Annotated in this window: 23 protein-coding genes; 13 read left to right on the top strand and 10 right to left on the bottom strand. The window is 69.9% G+C overall.

What is annotated here, in order from left to right; all coding sequences use genetic code 11:
• The first annotated feature begins 133 nt into the window (after positions 1-133).
• A complete protein-coding gene (locus KIK05_RS38190) occupies positions 134-1057 on the top strand; it encodes a sensor histidine kinase (RefSeq protein ID WP_214415747.1) in 924 nt (307 codons plus the stop codon).
• Between the two features lie 24 nt (positions 1058-1081).
• Here the strand turns inward: KIK05_RS38190 and KIK05_RS38195 are convergent, their stop codons facing one another.
• Positions 1082-1573 carry a LysE family translocator gene (locus KIK05_RS38195; RefSeq protein ID WP_308250292.1) on the bottom strand — a complete coding sequence of 164 codons (492 nt, stop codon included), beginning with the start codon at positions 1571-1573 and terminating at the stop codon, positions 1082-1084.
• 31 nt (positions 1574-1604) lie between these two features.
• Here KIK05_RS38195 and KIK05_RS38200 point away from each other — a divergent pair, with 31 nt between their 5' ends.
• The 3 genes from KIK05_RS38200 to KIK05_RS38210 all read left to right on the top strand — a co-directional run bounded on the left by KIK05_RS38200 (position 1605) and on the right by KIK05_RS38210 (position 2624).
• On the top strand, positions 1605-1865 hold the full coding sequence (locus KIK05_RS38200; RefSeq protein ID WP_214415749.1) for a nucleotidyltransferase family protein: 261 nt from the start codon (positions 1605-1607) through the stop codon (positions 1863-1865).
• Entirely contained in the window at positions 1862-2068 is a 207-nt protein-coding gene (locus tag KIK05_RS38205; RefSeq protein ID WP_214415750.1) for a hypothetical protein, read from the top strand. Before KIK05_RS38200 ends, KIK05_RS38205 begins: the two co-directional genes overlap by 4 nt.
• A gap of 133 nt (positions 2069-2201) precedes the next feature.
• Positions 2202-2624, top strand: coding sequence for a ParB/RepB/Spo0J family partition protein (locus tag KIK05_RS38210; protein WP_214415751.1), 423 nt, complete (start codon positions 2202-2204; stop codon positions 2622-2624).
• 105 nt (positions 2625-2729) lie between these two features.
• Here KIK05_RS38210 and KIK05_RS38215 read toward each other — a convergent pair whose 3' ends face one another.
• From KIK05_RS38215 to KIK05_RS49590, 5 genes are all read right to left on the bottom strand, one after another.
• Positions 2730-3005: a hypothetical protein gene (locus KIK05_RS38215; protein ID WP_214415752.1), complete on the bottom strand. Its 276-nt coding sequence runs from the start codon at positions 3003-3005 to the stop codon at positions 2730-2732.
• Entirely contained in the window at positions 2978-3769 is a 792-nt protein-coding gene (locus tag KIK05_RS38220; RefSeq protein ID WP_214415753.1) for an ATP-binding cassette domain-containing protein, read from the bottom strand. The genes KIK05_RS38215 and KIK05_RS38220 overlap by 28 nt, the downstream gene beginning before the upstream one ends.
• Before the next feature lie 29 nt (positions 3770-3798).
• Positions 3799-4074 (bottom strand): DDE-type integrase/transposase/recombinase, encoded by a 276-nt coding sequence (locus KIK05_RS38225; protein WP_308250293.1) that lies wholly within the window; start codon positions 4072-4074, stop codon positions 3799-3801.
• Positions 4075-4231: 157 nt separating this feature from the next.
• A complete protein-coding gene (locus KIK05_RS38230; protein WP_214415819.1) occupies positions 4232-4561 on the bottom strand; it encodes a hypothetical protein in 330 nt (109 codons plus the stop codon).
• A complete protein-coding gene (locus KIK05_RS49590) occupies positions 4465-4815 on the bottom strand; it encodes a transposase (RefSeq protein ID WP_214415755.1) in 351 nt (116 codons plus the stop codon). Before KIK05_RS49590 ends, KIK05_RS38230 begins: the two co-directional genes overlap by 97 nt.
• Before the next feature lie 90 nt (positions 4816-4905).
• Here KIK05_RS49590 and KIK05_RS38240 point away from each other — a divergent pair, with 90 nt between their 5' ends.
• Positions 4906-5409, top strand: coding sequence for a P-loop NTPase family protein (locus KIK05_RS38240; protein ID WP_308250290.1), 504 nt, complete (start codon positions 4906-4908; stop codon positions 5407-5409).
• Between the two features lie 649 nt (positions 5410-6058).
• Here KIK05_RS38240 and KIK05_RS38245 read toward each other — a convergent pair.
• Positions 6059-6718 carry an HD domain-containing protein gene (locus KIK05_RS38245; RefSeq protein ID WP_250564125.1) on the bottom strand — a complete coding sequence of 220 codons (660 nt, stop codon included), beginning with the start codon at positions 6716-6718 and terminating at the stop codon, positions 6059-6061.
• 171 nt (positions 6719-6889) lie between these two features.
• Between KIK05_RS38245 and KIK05_RS38250 the strand changes: the two genes are divergently transcribed.
• Positions 6890-7390 carry a hypothetical protein gene (locus KIK05_RS38250; protein WP_214415756.1) on the top strand — a complete coding sequence of 167 codons (501 nt, stop codon included), beginning with the start codon at positions 6890-6892 and terminating at the stop codon, positions 7388-7390.
• A gap of 65 nt (positions 7391-7455) precedes the next feature.
• Here the strand turns inward: KIK05_RS38250 and KIK05_RS38255 are convergent, their stop codons facing one another.
• Complete coding sequence (locus tag KIK05_RS38255) at positions 7456-7752, bottom strand: hypothetical protein (protein ID WP_214415757.1); 297 nt, start codon at positions 7750-7752, stop codon at positions 7456-7458.
• 473 nt (positions 7753-8225) lie between these two features.
• Between KIK05_RS38255 and KIK05_RS38260 the strand changes: the two genes are divergently transcribed.
• Genes KIK05_RS38260 through KIK05_RS38290 form a run of 7 tightly spaced genes read left to right on the top strand, consistent with a single transcriptional unit; the run spans position 8226 to position 14885 of the window.
• The gene (locus tag KIK05_RS38260; protein WP_214415758.1) at positions 8226-9257 is read left to right on the top strand and encodes an SIS domain-containing protein; all 1032 of its coding nucleotides are present in this window, start codon (positions 8226-8228) and stop codon (positions 9255-9257) included.
• Positions 9257-10114, top strand: a complete 858-nt coding sequence (locus KIK05_RS38265) for a PfkB family carbohydrate kinase (RefSeq protein WP_214415759.1) — start codon at positions 9257-9259, stop codon at positions 10112-10114. Before KIK05_RS38260 ends, KIK05_RS38265 begins: the two co-directional genes overlap by 1 nt.
• On the top strand, positions 10111-11007 hold the full coding sequence (locus KIK05_RS38270; RefSeq protein WP_214415760.1) for a transporter substrate-binding domain-containing protein: 897 nt from the start codon (positions 10111-10113) through the stop codon (positions 11005-11007). Before KIK05_RS38265 ends, KIK05_RS38270 begins: the two co-directional genes overlap by 4 nt.
• 39 nt (positions 11008-11046) lie before the next feature.
• Positions 11047-11976, top strand: coding sequence for an amino acid ABC transporter permease (locus tag KIK05_RS38275; RefSeq protein ID WP_214415761.1), 930 nt, complete (start codon positions 11047-11049; stop codon positions 11974-11976).
• Between the two features lie 7 nt (positions 11977-11983).
• Positions 11984-12745, top strand: coding sequence for an amino acid ABC transporter ATP-binding protein (locus tag KIK05_RS38280; RefSeq protein ID WP_214415762.1), 762 nt, complete (start codon positions 11984-11986; stop codon positions 12743-12745).
• Complete coding sequence (locus tag KIK05_RS38285) at positions 12742-13728, top strand: ornithine cyclodeaminase family protein (RefSeq protein ID WP_214415763.1); 987 nt, start codon at positions 12742-12744, stop codon at positions 13726-13728. The genes KIK05_RS38280 and KIK05_RS38285 overlap by 4 nt, the downstream gene beginning before the upstream one ends.
• Positions 13729-13766: 38 nt before the next feature.
• Positions 13767-14885, top strand: a complete 1119-nt coding sequence (locus tag KIK05_RS38290; protein ID WP_214415764.1) for a LacI family DNA-binding transcriptional regulator — start codon at positions 13767-13769, stop codon at positions 14883-14885.
• Between the two features lie 40 nt (positions 14886-14925).
• On the opposite strand, the gene amaB is transcribed toward KIK05_RS38290, so the two are convergent.
• Both amaB and KIK05_RS38300 read right to left on the bottom strand, forming a co-directional pair.
• Complete coding sequence (gene amaB, locus KIK05_RS38295; protein ID WP_214415765.1) at positions 14926-16458, bottom strand: L-piperidine-6-carboxylate dehydrogenase; 1533 nt, start codon at positions 16456-16458, stop codon at positions 14926-14928.
• Between the two features lie 29 nt (positions 16459-16487).
• Complete coding sequence (locus tag KIK05_RS38300) at positions 16488-17651, bottom strand: NAD(P)/FAD-dependent oxidoreductase (RefSeq protein ID WP_214415766.1); 1164 nt, start codon at positions 17649-17651, stop codon at positions 16488-16490.
• Between the last annotated feature and the right edge of the window lie 13 nt (positions 17652-17664).

Below are 17664 nucleotides of genomic sequence, written 5' to 3' on the forward strand. Positions count from 1 at the left end.
AGGCGTACATGTCTCTTTTCTCCCTGCAATGGCGGCACGAAGGCGGGTTACCAATGGGGGATACCGACACGACCGCCGTGCGAGGTCGTCTCCCCGCACGGCCGCCGACGTCATCTGCTCCGGGGAGAACACCGTGAATGACCTGTTCGCGACCGGCACGCGCGCCCCCCGCTCCGTCGACCGCCCGCAAGAGGTCGCCGTACCCGTGCAGGGGCCGGCCGCGGAGTCCTACCTCGGCCCGCGGGGCCGGCCGCTCCCCACCGAGGACGTGCGGGTCTGCCACGACGGCAAGGGGCCCGCCTGCCGGGGCGGCGAAGAGCCCGGCATGCCCGGCCACCGCGCGCTCCACCACATCCAGCAGGCCCAGCAGGCGATCGAGTGGGCCTGCGAGCGGCAGCGCCGGTTCACCACCGACGCCTCCCACGAGCTGCGCACACCGCTCGCCGCGCTCCGCGTCCAGCTGGAGGAGGCCCGGCTCCACCCCGAGCAGACCGACCTGCATGAGCTGCTCGACAGCGCGCTGGGCGCCGTCCGCCGCCTGGAGAAGATCGTCGGGGACATGCTCACGCTCGCCGAGGTGGCGGCCGCCCGGGCGGGCGGATGTGAACCGCTCGACCTGGCGGCCCTGGTGGAGCAGCGGGTACGCGCACGGGTGGACCGGCTGCCGGTGCGGCTGCTGCTGGAGTACGGCGCGATCGTCGACGTCGTCCGCCTGGACATCGCCCGGCTGCTGGACGCCCTGCTCGACAACGCCCAGCGGCACGGCTGGCGCGCGGTCGACGTCGAGATGCGGCGGGACGGCGCCTACGCCGAGCTGCTGGTCGGCGACGACGGCCCGGGCATCCCGGAGGGCGAGTGGGAGCGGATCTTCCAGGAGTTCAGCAGGCTCGACACCTCCCGCTGCCGCGACCAGGGCGGCGCGGGTCTCGGCCTGGCCATCGCCTACGCCGTGGCGACCGCCCATGACGGCACGCTGTGCGCCGGCGTCTCCCCCGCCGGCGGGGCGCAGTTCCTCCTGCGCATCCCCCTGGCGGAGCCCCGGGCGCGCCGAAGGTGACCGGCTCGCGGGCCACACGCCGCGTCAGCGGGCGTCGGTCACGATGCGCAGGCCGAGGCCGATGAGCACCACGCCGGAGATCTGCTCCAGCCGTCGTCGCACCGACGGGCGTTCGAACACCAGGCGCGCCCGCCCGACGACCCAGATCATCCCGAGGTACCACACGGTGTCCACCAGGACCCAGATCAGCGCCAGCAGCATGAGCGTGACCGGGATGTCCGCGCCGTCCGGCACGAACTGCGGCAGGAACGACATCGCGAACACCGCCGCCTTGGGGTTGGCCACCGCCGTGCCGAGACCCAGCAGGTACGACCGGCGCAGGCCGGGGACGGCGGGGGCCTCCTGCCGTTCCGCGACGGCCCGGCCGCGTCGGGCCTGCCACAGCGACTGGACGCCCATCGCCACCAGGACGATCGCGCCCACGATCCGGATCGCCTCGTAGGCGATCTGCGAGGCGGTGACCAGCACCGCCAGGCCGAACAGGCTCCTCGCGGAGGAATTCGTCCGCGGGCCCAGCCCCTAACAGCGGCCGGCGTCCGGCTACGCGATGCGCAAGAGGTTGCTCCTCGCGGAGCGCCTGTACGGTTTTCAGGCGCTCCGGCCGGTCAACGACCTCGACATCCTGCTCCACCCCGAGGACGCTGTGCGGATCGACCAGGTCATGCGCGCACTCGGATTCGCGCAGGGAAAGCTGTCCGTGGACGGCAAGGAGCTCGTGCCATTCGCGCGGAGAACGCAGGCATTCTGGCGGTTGAACCTCACGAACCTGCTGCCCTACGTGAAGGCCTCGTGCCGGGAGGCCGTGTGACCTTTACCGTGGACTTCGCGCTGGACATCTTCCGTGACAAGAACGACAGGAACGTGTCGCTGACAGACCGCCTGCTCGTCCGGCGAGCCGACCTTCACGCTGGCTCCGGTCGACCAGTTCATCGACCTCTGACCCACTTCTACAAAGAAGCGGTCCGTCGTTACTACATCGCCAGGGGCGCGGATTTGAAGCTGCTCGCGTGACGCGTGAACCATCACACCAGACCACCGTAAGCCTTAGGGGAGGCGCACAGTGAGCATCGAAAACCATGGAAGTGGGCGCAAGGGGGCCCGAACACGGCGAGACGCTGTTCTGACCGAGCACGGTGCGCGAACCATGTTGGTCGCCGTCTCCGACCTGCTTCCGGCTGATTCCCCGCGATTGGAGGGGGAGAATCCGGATCACGTGCGCCTGCTCGCCGAGTCCGAGGAAGAGTTTCCACCGATCGTCGTCCACCGACCGACGATGCGTGTGGTCGACGGAATGCACAGGCTCCGCGCCGCCGTGCTACGCGGAGCCGAGCGGGTTCGCGTCCTGTTCATCGATGGCGTCGATGAAGCTGACCTGTTCGTACTCGCCGTGGAAGCGAACATCGCCCATGGCCTGCCGCTCACGCTAGCCGATCGGCGGGCGGCTGCGGCCCGCATCGTTGCGTCTAAGCCGCAGTTCTCGGATCGCGCAATTGCCGCGGTGATCCCAGCCGGTCGGCAACGGCGCGAACCTGGATCGGGCTCTGACGCGGTGATCGCGACATGTTAGTTGCAAGGGTGGATCGAGCGTCGGTGGCTGGTTGAAGCGATGGAAGAGACCCTTCGAGCAGGTGTGAGCAGGCAAAGCGAACGGGGGGACCTATGTTGTCTCGGCCTATCTGAGTCCGCCGCGATCCCGGGCGTGCACAGTGGTGTAGATCCGGGTCTCCGACGAGCCAGCACGTGGTTCCCATCGGTCGCCCTCCCTTCCCCGGTGCATCAACTGCTCTTCGATGACCGCGCCTGCCTTTTCCACGATCAGGAAAAGCCCGACGAGTCCGTGAAGCCGGTTCAGTACGAGCACCAGGGTGCACGCCATGGCAGCGACGACTGCGGCCGAGATGGCTGTCACCATGTGGTGAGCTACCAGCGCGTCGACCGAAGAGCGCATGGCCAGCACGATACCGATGTTGGAGACGACCAGCCCATCTCGATGCCGAACACCGACTTGACGTCCAGATGGTGGGCTCGTCCAGCACCAGGAGCCGCGCGCCGCTCTGCAGCGCGTACATGGCCCAGGTCAGCACGACTTCCTGCCACTGCCCCCGAACAGATCGACACCGCCCCTGCGGGCCCGCGCGAGCGCGGAGTATCCCAGCCCCGGGGCAGTTCGGCCACCAGGCGGTCCAACCCCGCATCCGCGGCGGCCCGCTCGGCTCGCTCCCGATCCACAGGTACGGCGGCGTACCCCAGCGTCACGTTGTCCAGCAACGACAGCTGGTAACGGACGAAATCCTGGAGCACGATGGAGATACGGCTATGCCACTGCCACTGCCGCGGGTCGAGGCGCGCCGGATCCGTGCCGTCCACGGTGATACCCCCGGCCGTGGGGGTGTAGAGACCGCCCAGCAGTTTGATGAGCGTGGACTTGCCGGCGCCATTGAGACCGACGACCGCCAGGAGCTCACCAGGGAGGATCTCCAGGTTCAGCCCGCCGAGCACGGTGGAGCCCTTGCCGGGATAGGTGAACGCGACCTCCTCGAACCGCACACGTGGCGCCCTGAGGCTTTCCGCTGGTTCCACTGGCGAGGCCGCGCGGGTGTCCACCGCTCCGGCTACCTCTATCCCAGCGAGGACACCGGCTCGCTCGATCTCGATGTGCTCCATGAACTGCCGCCGCCAGATGGAGCGGCTGACCAGCGCCGGGAGGATCACCAGAAGAGTGAGCCACCAGGCGAAGCTCGTCAGGACCGCGACGGCGGCAAGGGCACGCCCAGCCCGCGACACAGAGCGGCGTAGTCCTTCGCGGTGTATTGCGCCCCGTGATCGCTGTGAAACACCGAGTCGACCAAACCGCCCCGGGTCGCCGCGGCCATCTTCAGCGCGTCGGCGACCAGGTCGGTGCGCATGTGGTCGGCGATCGACCAGCCCACCACCCGGCGGCTGAAACAGTCCAGCATGGTCGCCAGGTAGAGGAAGTCCCCGTCGCCGAGCGGAGATAGGTGATGTCGCCCATGTATTTCCTGTCCGGCTCAGGGGCGGCGAAGTCCCGCGTGAACCGGTCCGGCACCGGTGTGGCGGCCGGGTCGGGGATGGTGGTGCGGACTCGTCAGCGTAGGCGTGTCCCGACGATGGCGAACGTCCACATCACCCGCGCGACGCGTTTCTCGTCGATCGTCATGCCCTTATCGCGGAGTCCGGCGGTGATACGCGGGAACCGTAGGTGCCGTCGAAATCGGCGTGCACCGCGCGGATCTGTTCGGCCAGGGCCGCGTCGGCGGCCTGTCGCACGGTCCGGTTTTCGGTACCAGCGCGCCACTTGTAGTAGCTGGCCCGGTTGAAGCCGATCACCTGGCACAACCGCTTCACCCCGAAGGTGTCCCGGTGGTCGTCAACGAACTGGAAGCGGTTCACCAGTGCGTCTCCCCCGGCGAAATATTCGGCCGCTGTGCAAAGAATGTCACGTTGGGTGGTGAGCTTCTTCTCGCTGGCCTCCAGCTCACGCACGCGGCCTTCCAACTGCCGGATACGCTCCGCAGCTTCGTCACTCGCCCCAGCGGGCTGCCGGGTGCGCCCGGAATCCGAGCTGGTCGGCGGCCTGACCGGCTCCTCACCGCAGAGGGCGCGCGCAGCACCCACGCGCGCAGGCTGCCCCGACTCACGCCCAGATCGGCGGCGATGCCTTTGTAGGTCGCGCCGGGGGGACTCATAAAGGCCACGGCATCCGCCTTGAACTCCTCCGAGTAGTCCTTCAACGCCATCGGCGGTCTTCTCGCTTCCTCCGGGTCAAGCAAGATCCAGTATCAGCCTGTCCACCAACCTGGGGGAAGTGCCGCTAGCAGCATCGTGCAGTGCTCATCGCCGAGTCCCTGCAGTCTGTGCCACACGCGGACGTCGACGACTACTTCTGGCTTCCGACCTCTCCGCCCTATGTCCACAAGCGTCCCGTCAAGGATCGGCTCGCCTTGATGAACGCGTTGTTCGCGCCACGGGACTCCTGGATTCTCTCAGGGACGCTGAGAGGCTGGGGTGATGAGATCATCGAGAAGGTCGACGGTGCCGTCTTCCTCACCCTCGACCCACGCACTCGCATGGATCGGCTGATGAAGCGTGAGGTCCTCAGGTACGGCGACACGATTCAGTGCGGCGGGATCAACGAGGCGGCGCACCCCGACTTCCTGGACTGGGCGCGAGGCTACGATGACGTCGCCTTCGCAGGCCACAGCAGAGCCGAGGACGAACGATGGCTGGCGGGGCTCCGCTGTCCGGTTCTACGGCTGAACAGCGTCGAACCGGTCGCCGAACTGGCCGCCGCGGTGCTGCCGGTCAGGAAGAGTGTTTCGGAGTATCGATGAGCGCGGAGGACGTCCCTGTTGTCTCGACGGTTGAGAGCCGAATAGTCGATCTCTTCGTCGGAAGGAAGATCGGTGTTCGGTATCCCTGCCGTCCGCAGTTCTTGAGGGGCGTTGCCCGCTGCGATCCGCTGCGGTACCTGCTTCCAGCGGGAGGGCGGAAACTGCAACAAGTGATGTGCCTGCACCAGGTCCAGCGGCCGTTCCGGGACCCAGTCGTCGCTGATGCCAGGGGCGGTGGCGTGGCTCGCAGCGGCAGGTAGACCAGTGAGCGCGGGGACCGCGCTGCGAGCAACCACAGCGTGCCGACCCGTCGGCCATCCGCCCGATCGACATAGGTGTCGTAGCGTTCACGGCCATGGTCGTGCAACGCGGCGTTGTTCAACGGCCGGGCCGGACGGATCACTCGGTACGGCTCGAACCCCAGGCGCACGCGCTGCACCATGACCTTCACCTGCCTTCAGCCGCCCGTGCCGATGGACCGGCCACGAAGATGATCGTGGTCGCCTTCGCGGTCGTGTCACCGAATTCCCCCGTTCCGCCGCTACGAATGATCCTGATCGTCAGGTCATTCGCGGAACGGACACGGTCATGCGGTCGCAAGCCGGCGCATCGGTGTCGGTCGTTGCGACCAGAGACAGATGCCGCCGGACTATGCGGACGGTGGGGTGCCGGGGCGTGCCCAGCCTCGGCGTTCTCCTTCGTCGATGAGGTGGCGGCCCACCTCCCACAGGGACGAGGCGGCGTCGCCGATCACCGCCTTGCGTGATCTGATGTCCTCGGCCGTGACTCCAGGGCTCCGCCAGGTGCCACCGCGGGCCATCCAGTTCAGGAGCAGGGGCTGGAACCGGTCCATGGCCTTCGCGAAACGTGCTTCAGGAGAACGCCGGGCCTCGAATTCATCCCACAGAGCCCGTATCCGGACCGCCTGATCAGCAGGCAGCAGACCGAACAGTTGATCTGCGGCTCGGGTTTCCCGTTCCTCCTGGTCCTCGCCGCCCGCAGCGTCATACAGCGGGGTGTCTCCGGCGTAGATCTCCACCAGGTCGTGCACGAGCACGAGCTGTACGGCATGCCCGACGTCAATCGGTTCGTCGGAGTATTCGGCGAGAATGATGACCATCATCGCCAGATGCCACGAGTGCTCGGCGTCGTTCTCGCGACGGTCCGCCGACGGCAGAGGTGACTGCCGGAGAATCGTCTTCAGCCGGTCCACCTCGATCAAGAACGTGAGCTGTTCGAGGAGACGCTGCCCGATGCCGTCCGGCAGCGGATTCATGTCGATGAGCAGGCCAGGCTGTCGATCATTCATGACGCCATCGTTCCATGACCCGCCCTTGACCACCCGGCGACCCGGTTCCCTCGGTCATGGGTTCACATCCCGCCCGGCCTGCTGTCATGATCAGGCGCGAGTGGCCGAGCTTGTCGAACCGGAGCCGGGCCATCGGAGAACCGGAGCCGGGTCATCGGGAGAGGAGCTTCCGTGGGGGTCTTCTATGACTACTATCGGGCTGACGATCGTGAGGCGGCGCTGGCCCACCCTGAGTCTCCTCGTGAGGTCGCCGTTCCGGGATTCGACGTCGTGGTGACCAAGTGGATCGACCCGCACGTGGTCCTGGCGCGACTGGTGGCGTTCGTCGCCGATGTCGAGTTCTCCCCAGGCTTGGTCGATACGGCGATCCTGTACCCGCCGCCCGAGGGGGCTCCCCGAAGCGACGAGGAGTGGGACGCGTTGCCGGAGGGCTCCCCGTATCTGGAGGGGCCGTGCATCGGGGAGTTGACGGTGGACGTCCGGGATGTCCTTGCAGGTGCGGACGACGAACGTCTTCCACTGATCGCGGAGCGGTGGTCGAAGATCGAGGAGTTCTCGTCGTTCGGCCCTGATGACGAGGGGTACACGCCGGCCCTCGTCAAGGATCTGGTCGGGCTGGCCCGCCGGGCGAAGGCGAACGGCCAGATGCTGTACTGCTGGAGCAGCCTGTGAGGCGATGTCGTCCGGCGACCGTCATGGGACAGGACGGCACGGGGACTGGACCCAAGCCGTAGCCCCTACGGGCGCACCGGCGCGAGGAGGCCCTTGAGGGTCACCAGGCCCTTTCCGTACTTCTCGTCGACCTCGCGCTGGAGCTCGGGCCTGGCCATCCGGAATCCGATCTCGATGTGGCCCGCTCGCTCGTCGACCGAGGCCGAGTACTGGTCCTTGATCTCCTTCTGCGCCCTCTCCTGGAGTTTCCGCAGCTCCACCTCGGTGCGCTGAGCACCGCTCAGACACAGCGCGCCTCCCCACAACTCGCGGATCGCGGGCTCCCGGGCGGTCGCGTCGCCGGTGAACGCCACATTCAGCACGAGCCGCTTCGGGTCGTTGGCGTGTCGCTCCGGTGCGGTGTCCGGCCGGGCGGGGTGGCTCGGTGAGCGTCAGGTTCTTCCCGTCCCACGTGCCGACGACGTGGTACTCACCCCAGCGCACGCCTTTTTCGGCGAAGCGCTGGACGGCGTTCCAATCCCATCCGACGATGTCGGGCCCGCCGCACTGAGGCGGCATCGACTGAAGGACCATCGCGCACAGCTGTGGGCCGCGCCGCGGGTCGGACAGCACGGTCGTGTCCGCCTGGTACCGCGTGGAGGAAGCGGCCGGGGCCGGCGCTCAGGCGGCGAGCGTCACCAGCGCGGCCACGAGACATAAGCCTCTCACGCCCCTGAGACGGCCGGGAAGACCGAGAGGTTCACGAAATACAACCTGTGGCAGCCCATTGACGGAGTGGTCGGAGCGGGGGCATCATCTAGCCCAATCTGAGAACGTTCTCACATTGGAGCGCGCAATGAGCCTGGTACGTGAGCCCGTCCGTCCGCTGGGGGAGATTCCCGAGACCTTCCGTGCCGACATCGACGTGGCGGTGACGCCCGAGATCGAAGGGCAGGTGACGGCGTTCGTCGAGAAGGCGCTCAGGCCCACCACCCGTGTGATCTACCTGGTGGGGTGCGGCGGCTCGTTGTTCATGTTCGGGGCCATGCGCTTCATCCTTGAGCGCTCCCCGATTCCGGTGGTGGCGCTGAACGCGGACGAGTTCATGCTGCGCGGGCCGGCCGCCCTCGGTCCCGACTCGGTCGTGGTCGCCAGTAGCACCAACGGCGGCACCCCCGAGACGGCGCGGGCCGTACGTTTCGCCCGGGAGGCCGGGGCGCCGGTGCTGCTCGTCACGAAGGACCCCGAGAGCGTCGTCGCCAAGGAGGCGGCGGACGTCGTGCTGCACCGCAGCGTGGAGGCCAAGCAGGTCCTCCAGGGGCTGATCGCCTATGCCCTCCTCAGGGCGCAGGGCGTCGCCGACGACTACGACGAGGCCGTGGCCGTCTTCCGCGGCTGTTCGGAGGCGTTCGAGACCTCGGTGCGCGAGCTGGACGACCACCTGCGCGACATCGCGGCGGCGTGCGTGGACGAGCCGTGCGTGTACGTCCTCGGCTCGGGCCCGCTGGAGGGCGCGGCCCAGACGTTCGCCGCGTGCTACCTGCAGGAGATGCAGCTCAAGCACTCGGTGGCGACGGGCTCGGGCGAGTTCCTGCACGGCGCCTTCGAGGTCGTGGACGGGAACGTCCCGATCATCCTGCTGCTCGGCGAGGACGTCACCCGCCCGATGGGACAGCGGGCCCTGAACTTCCTGGAGAAGTACAACGGCCGCAACCACGTCGTCGACAGCACAAAGTTGTCGCTCCCCGGCGTGCCGGCGAGCCTGCGCGCCACCGTCGGGTCGTTCGTCATGGCGAGCGCGGTCACCGCGCGGCTGGCCCAGCACTTCGAGGCCTTCTCGGGCCGCCCGCTGACCGACCGCCGTTACATGTGGAGGGTCGAGTACTGATGCGTCTGGCCGCCGTCGGTGACAACATCACCGACTGCTACCCGCAGGCGGAGCGCATGTACCCGGGTGGCAACTGCGTGAACGTGGCCGTCCACGCGGCGCGCGCCGGGGCGCGCGCCTCCTACATCGGAGCCGCCGGGCGGGACGAGCGCGGCGAGCATCTCGCCGAGGCGCTGCGGGCGGAAGGGGTCGACGTCTCCCGGCTGCGCCGGCTCGACGGGCCGACGGGGTACGCCACGGTGGTCACCGTCGGCGGCGAGCGCACCTTCGGGCCGTTCGACCGGGGTGTGGCGCGGTTCCGGCTGGACGAGGAGGACCTGGCGTTCGTCGCGGGCCACGACCTGGCGCACACCAGCTACTCGGCCCTCCTGGACGACCAGCTCCAGCTCCTCGCGGAACGCGTGCCGCTGTCGTACGACTTCGACTCGCACACCGGTGACGACTACGCGGCCCGGTTGATCCCTCATGTCACCTACGCCTTCTTCTCGGCCTCCCATCTGAGCGAGGCCGAGACCGGCGACCTGTTGCGCTGGGCCTGCCGCGCGGGCGCCCGGTTCGCCCTCGCGACGCGCGGGGCGGCGGGCGCGCTGCTCTTCGACGGCCGCGAGCTGCTCGCCGAGCCGGCGGTGCGGGTCGACGTGGTGGACACGTTGGGGGCCGGCGACACCTTCATCGCCCACGCCCTGACCGGCCTGGCCTCCGGCCTCGGCGGGCGGGAGACCCTGCGGCGCGCGTCGGCGCGCGCCGCCGAGGTCTGCACCTCCTTCGGCGCGTTCGGGCACGCCCGTCCGATGACCCCCGACCTGACAGCCCTCTCACGGCAGCCATCCGCCATAGCAGCAAAGGAATCGACATGACCGGTATCAGCAGGAGCGCGGCACTGATCGCGTTGCCGGTGTGCGCGGCGCTTCTCCTCTCGGCCTGCGGAAACGACTCAACGGCCTCCACGACGGCCGGCCCGGCGCCGGCGAAGCGGTCGGCGGCCGATCCCGCGGTCGCCAAGCTCGTCCCCGCGAACGCCACCACCGCGAAGGTCGCGGTCTTCGGGGACTGGGCTCCCGAGGAGTACGTCGAGAACGGCGAGATCAAGGGGTGGAGCGTCGACCTGGCCAAGGCGATGGCGGCCAAGATGGGGATGACCTTCACCTACACGGCCACCGGCTTCGACATGATCATCCCTGGGCTGGACAACGGCCGGTACGACGTCGCCGTCGCCTCGCTCGGGGTGACCCCCGACCGGCTGGAGAGCCTGGACTTCGTCCCTCTGCAGAAGGAGGGCACGGCCTTCGGCTGGAAGAAGGGCTCGGGGCCGAACATCCAGAAGATCGAGGACGTGTGCGGCAAGTCCGTGGCCGTGCTCACCGGGGCCTGGGAGTACAAGTACCTCACCGAGAACAACCCCAAGACCTGCGGCTCGAACCCGATGAAGATCCAGCAGTTCAAGGACCAGCCCTCCGCCGAGCTGGCCGTGACCTCGGGACGGGTCCAGCTGGTCGCCGCCGGGTCCGGCAAGCTGAAGTACAGCGCGAAGCAGACCGGCCAGCTCGACACCTCCGACCTGCTCGTCAACGCCGTCTACAACGGGCTGGGCGTGAAGAAGGACAGCCCGCTCGGCCCGGCGCTCAAGGCGGCGCTCCAGGCGGTCATCGACGACGGCACCTACGCCAGGATCCGCTCCCAGTGGGGCGTGACCAGCCAGGGCGACCTCAAGACCGCCGTCCTCATCACCAAGGCCCAGCCCGAAGGCTGACCCTCCCGGCCCCTCCGACCCACCATGAAGGAGTCCACGATGACGTTCGCCGACAGCCCGGCCGGGCAGACGGGGTTCCGCAGTGCCGAGGGCGTGCGGAAGGTGCCGCTGCGGCATCCGTGGTGGTGGGTCGGCGGGGCGGCCCTCGTCCTGCTGGTCGCGATGTTCGTCCAGCTCCTGGTCACCAACGAGAACATGCGCTGGTCGGTGGTCCTGGAGTACCTCTTCGACGGCGAGATCCTCGGCGGCCTCGTCACGACGCTCGAACTGACCGTGCTCGCCATGGTGATCGGGCTGGCCATCGGCGTCCTGCTCGCGGTGATGCGGCTGTCGGCCAACCCGCTGTTCCGGTCGGTGAGCTGGGTGTGGCTGTGGTTCTTCCGGGGCGTGCCACCGCTGGTGCAGATGGTGTTCTGGTTCAACCTGGCCACGCTGATCCCGACGCTCAAGCTCGGCGTCCCCTTCGGCCCGGCGCTGGCCTCCTGGGACACCAACACCGTCATCTCGTCGTTCTCGGCGGCGATCCTCGGCCTGGCCCTGACCGAGAGCGCGTACGCCGCCGAGATGATCCGCGCCGGCATCCAGGCGGTCTCCAAGGGGCAGACGGAGGCCGCGCTGGCGATCGGGATGTCGAGGTTCCAGGTGATGCGGCGGGTCGTCCTGCCGCAGGCGCTGCGCATCGTCATCCCGCCGATCGGCAACGACCTGATCTCGATGCTGAAGTTCACCTCGCTGGTCAGCGTCCTGGCGACCCCGGACCTGCTCTACAGCGCGCAGATGATCTACTCCCGCAACTACAAGACGATCCCGCTGCTGCTGGTGGCGACCATCTGGTACCTCGTGCTGACCACGCTGCTCACCGTGGCCCAGCAGCGGGTCGAGAAGCGGCTGAAGACCACGCACGCCACGGCGGGCCGGGCGGCGAACGTCAGGCGCCTGCGGTTCCTCCCCTCGTTCGGAAAGGCGTGAGGCGGCCATGACCCCTCTTCTGCGCATCGAGAAGGTCGACAAGTCGTTCGGCGGCAACCACGTGCTGCGCGAGGTCTCCCTGGACGTGCACGCCGGCCAGGTGCAGTGCGTGATCGGGCCGTCCGGCTCGGGCAAGAGCACGCTGCTGCGCTGCGTCAACCGGCTGGAGGTCCCCGACAGCGGGCACATCTACCTCGACGGGCAGCCGATGGGCTACCGATGGAAGGGGGACACCCTGCGCGAGATGACCTCCGCCCAGCTCGCGGCGCAGCGCCGCCAGATGGGCATGGTCTTCCAGGGCTTCCACCTGTTCCCCCACCGCCGCGTCATCGAGAACGTGACCGAGGGCCCGATCGTCGTCAACGGCGTGGACCGCGCGACCGCGCGCGAGCAGGCCATGGACCTGCTGTCGAAGGTGGGCCTGGCCGAGAAGGCCGACGCCTTCCCCGAGTCCCTGTCGGGGGGCCAGCAGCAGCGCGTCGCGATCGCCCGGTCCCTCGCCATGCGGCCCAAGCTGATGCTCTTCGACGAGCCCACCTCCGCCCTCGACCCCGAGCTCGTCGGCGACGTCCTGGCCGTGATGCGGGACCTGGCCGACGAGGGCATGACGATGATCGTGGTCACCCACGAGATGGGCTTCGCCCGCGACGTCGCCGACCACGTCGTCTTCATGGACGGCGGCGCCATCGTGGAGGCCGGCACGCCGGAGCAGATCTTCGGCGCGCCCCGGCACGAGCGCACCCGTTCCTTCCTGGCGAGGGTGCTGTGACGGGCGGCGTCCTCGTCCTGTCGGACGCGCGGATCCGGGCCGTGCTCGGCGCCGCCGACGTGGTGGCCGCGCAGGAGCGGGCCTTCCTTCTCGCCACGGACCCCGGGCGGGTACGGGCGGCGCACACGCATTACGAGACGTTCGCGCCGGACGGCATCGCGTTCGTGCACAGCGCCGTCGCCGAAGGCGAGACCGGAGTGGTGTTCAAGTCCGGGACGCAGCGTCCCCGCAACGCCGAGAAGGGCCTGCCCAGCGTGCACGCCACCGTCACCGTGCACGACCCGGAGTCCGGCCGTACGGTCGCGGTGCTGAACGGCACGACGGTCACCACGCTGCGTACGGCCGGAGGCCTGGTCGCCGCGGCGCGGGCCCTGTCCCCCGCGTTCCCGCACACCGTCGGGGTGCTGGGCGCCGGGGCGCAGGCCACCGAGTTCGTGTGCCTGATGAGCGAACTGCTGCCGGTCGAGCGGTTCCTGATGTGGAGCCCGGGACTCCAGGCGGAGGGCCGGGCGCGTCTGGACCAGCGCCTGTCGGGGCTGCCGGTCGAGGTGGCCGCCTCGCCGCGGGAGCTGTGCGAGCGCAGCCGCACCGTCGCCACGTGCACGCTCAGCCGTACCCCCGTGGTGGAGGGGGCCTGGCTGCGGCCGGGCACGACCGTGCTGACGATGGGGTCCTACGCTCCGGACCGGCGCGAGATCGACCTGGCCTGCTCGCGGCGGGCGGACCTGACCTTCGCCGACCTGCCGGCGCAGGCGCTGCGGTCGAACGGCCCGGTGCTGGAGGCGCTCGGCGCGGGCGCGCTGACCGAGGACGCTGTACGGCCGCTCGCCGAGGTGCTGCGCGGAGATCATCCGGGACGCGCCGGCGGCGGGGAAACTGTAGTGTTCCACAGCAACGGCCTCGGCATCCAGGACGCGACGCTGGCCTGGCTCGCGTACACCCGCGCCCTCGCCCGCGGCGTGGGCCTCCGCGCGGACCTGTGAGCCCGCCGCCTCCACCCGACCACCAGAAGGAACTGATCGTGGCGACTGAGCCCGGATCACGGGAACGGCCCCGGCGGTCACGGCCCAACATCAACGACGTCGCGCGGCACGCGGGCGTCTCCAGGGCCACCGCCTCGCGCGTGCTCGGCGGGTACGGCTACTCCAGCCAGGAGGTCGTCGAGCGGGTGAACCAGGCGGTCCGCGAACTCGGGTACGAGCCCGACCGGATCGCCCGCACGATGCGCAGCGGCAAGTCCGGCGTCATCGGCTTCGTCTGCGCCGACATCTCCGACGCCTTCTTCGCCAGCGCCATGCGCGGCATCTGTGACGTGGCGCGGCGCGAGAAGTCGCAGGTCATCGTCATGAACACCGACAACCAGCTGAGCCAGGAGCAGGACGCCACCCGCGTCCTGCTGTCGCACAAGGTCGACGGCATCGTCATCACCCCGGTCTCGGTGCGCGAGCACGGCCACATCGACGCGGTGACCGAGGGCGGCGTCCCGGTCGTCTCGCTCGACCGGCAGCTCAGCGACAGCGGGATCCACAGCGTGGTCGCCGACAACGAGGCCGCGACCACGGCCGCGATCGACCACCTCATCGGCCTGGGGCACCGCCGGATCGCCTTCCTGGGGTCGACGCAGCCGGAGGAGCCGCCCGCGCTGCGGATCGGCAGGACCAGGGCGAGCGTCGCGGGCCCCTCCCGTCCGTCCCTGGACCGGGTGCGCGGGTATCTGCGGGCGCTGTCCGCGGCCGCGATCCCCGCCGACCGCGACCTCATCGCCCTGGTGTCGCTGGAGGAGCCGGAGCGCCGCCTGGAGGCGCTGGCGGCGATGCTCGCCCTGGAGCATCCGCCGACCGCGCTGTTCACCGCCGACGGCACGATGACCAAGAGCGCGTTCCACCTGCTGTCCGAGCGCGGGGTCGCGATCCCCGCGGAGATGTCCCTGCTGGGGTTCGACGACCTCGACTGGACCACGCTGGTGCGTCCCCGGATCTCGGTCGTCGTGCAGTCGTCGTACGACATGGGGCGCGCCGCCGCCGAGGAGCTGTTCGCCCAGATGGGGCGGCCCGCCGGCGAGGGCGGGAACGGTCAGGGCCGGCGCACGGTGGTCCCGACCCGCTTCCTCGAACGCGAGAGCGTCGGGGTGGCGCGCTGAGTGCGGTGCCCGGCCCGCCGCGGCGGGCCGGGCGGCCGGCTCAGACGGTGAACTCCACCCCCTGCGCGAGGGGCAGCTCGCCGGAGTAGTTGACGGTGTTCGTGGCCCGGCGCATGTAGCCGCGCCAGGCGTCCGAGCCCGACTCCCGGCCGCCGCCGGTCTCCTTCTCGCCGCCGAAGGCGCCGCCGATCTCGGCCCCGGAGGTGCCGATGTTGACGTTGACGATCCCGCAGTCGGAACCCTCGGGCGACATGAACAGCTCGGCCTCGGCCTGGTCGCGGGTGAAGATGCTGGACGACAGCCCCTGCGGCACCGCGTTGTTGACCGCGATGGCCTCCTCCAGGCTCTCGTACGGCATCACGTACAGGATCGGCGCGAACGTCTCCTCGGCCACGATCGGGGTCTGCTCCCCGATCCGCACCAGCGCCGGCTCGGCGTAGAAGGCGCGCGGGGCCTGGTCCTCCAGCCTGCGCCCGCCGCCCGCCACCAGCGTCCCGCCCTGGGCGAGGGCGGCGTCCAGCGCTCCGCGCATCGCGGCGTGCGCGCGCTCGTTGATCAGGGGACCGACCAGGGTGCCCGGCGCCATCGGGTCGCCGATCGGCAGCCGCGCGTACGCCTCGGCGAGGCGGTCGACGAGCGTGACGACGACGTCGGTGTGGGCGATGACACGGCGCATGGTCGTGCAGCGCTGACCCGCCGTCCCGGCGGCGGAGAACACGATGCCCCGCACGGCGAGGTCGAGGTCGGCGGACGGGCACACGATGGCGGCGTTGTTCCCGCCGAGTTCGAGCAGTGACCGCCCGAACCTGGCCGCCACGCGCGGCCCGACGGCGCGGCCCATGCGGGTCGAGCCGGTCGCGCTGACCAGGGCGATCCCCGGGTGGTCCACCAGGGCCTCGCCGACCTCGGGGCCGCCGATGAGGACCTGGCCGAGGTGCGCGGGCGCGCCCTGCTCGGCCGCCGCCCGGTCGAGGAGGGCCTCGCAGGCCAGGGCGGTCAGCGGGGCCAGCTCCGACGGCTTCCAGACGACCGGGTCGCCGCAGACCAGGGCGATGGCCGTGTTCCACGACCACACCGCCGCCGGGAAGTTGAAGGCGCTGATCACCCCGACGACGCCCAGCGGGTGCCAGGTCTCCATGAGCCGGTGGCCCGGCCGCTCGGAGGCGATCGTGCGCCCGTGGAGCTGACGGGACAGGCCCACGGCGTAGTCGCAGATGTCGATCATCTCCTGGACCTCGCCGAGCGCCTCGGAGGTGATCTTCCCGACCTCCAGGCTGATCAGCGTGGCGAGGTCCGCCTTGTGCTCGGCGAGCAGTTCGCCGAACCGCTTCACCAGCGCACCCCTGACGGGCGGGGGCACGCGGCGCCAGGCGAGGAACGCCTCGCGGGCCCGCGCGACGGCCGCGTCGACCGCCTCCGCCTCGACCCAGGGGACGGCGGCCAGGCGTTCACCGTTGATCGGTGAGATGGTCGTGGTCCCGCCTCCGAGCGCGTCCACGTCCACACCGCAGCGCTTGGCGGTCTCCCGGGCCATCGCGGCCAGCTCGTCGGCGCCGGGCAGCGTGGTCACCATCAGGGCTTCTCCCTCGGTAGTCGGTTGTGTCAGACGATGTTGATCTCGGGCCGCGCCCCGGCGAGGGCGAAGCGGCGCGCGTCGAAGCCGGAGACGTCGACGAACGGCTCCCGGTCCAGGTACAGGTCACGGACGACCTCCCCCACGGCGGGGCTCATCAGGAAGCCGTGGCCGGAGAAGCCGGTCGCGTAGATGAACCGGTCGACGCCGGGGGCGGTGCCGATGAGCGCGTTGTGGTCGGGCGTCACCTCGTACAGGCCGGCCCACCCGGTGCCGACGCCGATCTCCAGCAGCGCCGGGGCCCGGCGCGCCATGGCCTCGCCCAGCCTCGGCAGCCAGGCGTCGGACCGGTCGAGCTTGAATCCGGGGGTCTCCTCGGGGTCGGACATGCCGAGGAGCAGGCCGGGACCCTCCCGGTGGAAGTAGAACGTGGTGGCGAAGTCGATGGTGAACGCCATGGGCGGCAGATCAGGGACCGGCTCGGTGACCAGGACCTGCCTGCGCAGCGGGGTCACCGGCAGGTCGACGCCCACCCACTCGCCCACGGCGCGCGACCACGCGCCGGCCGCGCAGATCACGGTGTCGGTCTCGATGCGGCCGCCCTCGGTGTGGACGGCGACGATGCGGCCGTTCACCGTCTCGATGCCGGTCGCGGCGCAGTTGGGCAGCAGGCGGGCCCCGTGCCGCCGGGCCGCCCCGGCGTAGCCGAGCACCACCGATTCGGGGGTGCAGTGGCCGTCGGTGGGCGAGTAGGCGGCGGCGAGCAGCCCGTCGGTGTCGATCAGCGGGGACAGCTCCCCGGCCTCCCGGGGCGAGAGGATCCGGCTGGGCACGCCGAGGTCGTTCTGGATCGCCACGTTCTTCTCGAACTCGGCGACGGCCTCGGGTGAGTCGAGCAGGAACAGGTAGCCCGGCCTGTGCAGGTCGATCTCCTGCCCGAAGCGGTCGGCGAAGGTCTCGAAGGTCTCCAGGCTGCGCACGGCGAGCTCGATGTTGACCTGGTCGGAGAACTGCGCGCGCACTCCCCCGGCGGCCTTCGACGTCGAGCCGGACCCCAGTGGCCCCTTGTCGACCAGCACCACCTCGCCCACCCCGGCCGCGGCCAGGGCGTAGGCGGTGCTGACGCCCATGCAGCCGCCGCCGATGATGACGACCGCGGCCCGGGAGGGAAGCTCACGTCCGGTTTCGCTCATGTACGGGTTCCTT

It is taken from the genome of Sphaerisporangium fuscum, from assembly GCF_018531465.1.
GTDB classification, from domain to species: Bacteria; Actinomycetota; Actinomycetes; order Streptosporangiales; family Streptosporangiaceae; genus Sphaerisporangium; species Sphaerisporangium fuscum.